This window comes from Endozoicomonas sp. ONNA2, assembly GCF_024606365.1.
In the GTDB taxonomy this organism is placed as follows: Bacteria; Pseudomonadota; Gammaproteobacteria; order Pseudomonadales; family Endozoicomonadaceae; genus Endozoicomonas.
Map to the genome: position 1 here is coordinate 1 of NZ_JAHHPO010000158.1, position 1699 is coordinate 1699.

A 1699-nucleotide genomic window follows, 5' to 3' on the forward strand; every position below is an offset into this window, starting at 1 on the left:
TACGGGGACGCCCAGTCGGGCGCTATTCTCGGACAGCCTCCTGGCCAATCCCCGTAAATTGGTAAAAGGTTTATAGGGTAGTATTTTTCGTTGCCATCCTCTAACGACACAAGAAACTACCCTGGCGACTGACGATCCAGTTGCCGATATTGCAGGGCTTCCCCCAAGTGCGGGCTTAGCACCGTGGCACTGTCGGCAAGGTCGGCAATGGTTCTGGCCACCCGTAAAATCCGATGCAGCCCGCGGGTAGATATTTGCAATTGCCCGGATGCCCTGGCGATCAGCCCTTTCTCCTTGTCACCCAGCGCGCAGACTTCAAACAGCTCCCTGGACGACAGCTGGCTGTTGATTTTGCCCTGTCTGGCCTGCTGTTTTCTTCGGGCTTCAATGACCAGTTCTCTCAGCTGTTCTGAACCGGTTTGCCCGTTGTTTTTTACAGGAGGCTCCATCATGGTCTGGATAGATTGGGACGGCACTTCAATCTGCAGGTCAATACGATCCAGTAATGGCCCGGATAATTTGTTTCGGTAGCGTCTGATTTGATCCGGTGTACACCGGCAGGTTCGCTGACTGTCACCCAGGTAGCCACAGGGGCAGGGGTTCATGGCGCCGACCAGTTGGAAGCGGGCCGGAAAACGCTCCTGACCCTTGGCCCGGGTGATGACCACCTCACCATTTTCCAGGGGCTCCCTGAGTATTTCCAGCGCTGCGCGGGCAAACTCCGGCATTTCATCCAGAAATAGCACGCCATGGTGGGCAAAGGAGATCTCCCCCGGTTGCGGTATACTGCCACCGCCCACCAGTGAGACCGATGAAGAGGTGTGGTGCGGTGTGCGAAAAGGGCGTTGCCAGAGGGTCTCCATGGAGCTGGATGCCAGTGAATGTATCGCAGCCACATCAAGGGCTTCGGTCTCGGTCAGCGGTGGCAGTAATCCGGGAAGACGGCTGGCCAGCATGGTTTTGCCAGTACCGGGTGGGCCAAAGAGCAGCAGATGGTGCGAGCCGGTAGCAGCAATCAGCAACGCTCTTTTGGCTTGCTCCTGCCCTCGTACATCGGCCAGGTCTGGATAGTTGGTCTTAAAACTGTTCTGGTCCGGTTTTGCCGGTTCAATAGGCGACTTCTCCAGCAGGTAAGCGCAAACCTCCGGGAGACTGCGGGTGCCAATAATCGTGACACTGCTGACCATGGCAGCAACCGAAGCATTCTGCTCAGGAAGAATCAATGCCCTGTTCATGTCTTTACAGGCTAATGAAGCAGGAAGCACCGCCCGGACTGGACGAAGGTGGCCGGAAAGCGCCAGCTCACCAAGGAACTCTCTGTGCTCAAGGGTCTCGCCAGGCAGTTGTCCCGAAGCCACCAGAATGCCCAGGGCAATGGGCAGGTCAAATCGGCCGCCTTCTTTCGGAAGGTCGGCCGGCGCTAAATTCACCGTGATGCGCCCGTCAGGGAATTCAAAGCCACTATTAATAAGTGCACTGCGCACCCGGTCTTTACTCTCGCGAACTGCCGCTTCCGGCAGACCGACAATATGTAAACCGGGCAGGCCCTGAGAAAGATGGACTTCTACCGAAACCGCAGGTGCACGAATGCCCTGATTTGCCCGAGTGTAAACCTGCGCCAGTGTTGAAGGCATTGTTATTATTGACCAATTAAACAGCATTAAAGCATCAAAGATAGCAGTTTGTGAGAGAGTTACTG

General features: G+C 55.7%; 1 protein-coding gene. It reads right to left on the reverse strand.

Going from position 1 to position 1699, the window contains the following annotated elements:
• Positions 1–116 precede the first annotated feature (116 nt).
• Positions 117–1634 carry a YifB family Mg chelatase-like AAA ATPase gene (locus KDK14_RS02895; RefSeq protein ID WP_257263519.1) on the reverse strand — a complete coding sequence of 506 codons (1518 nt, stop codon included), beginning with the start codon at positions 1632–1634 and terminating at the stop codon, positions 117–119.
• Between the last annotated feature and the right edge of the window lie 65 nt (positions 1635–1699).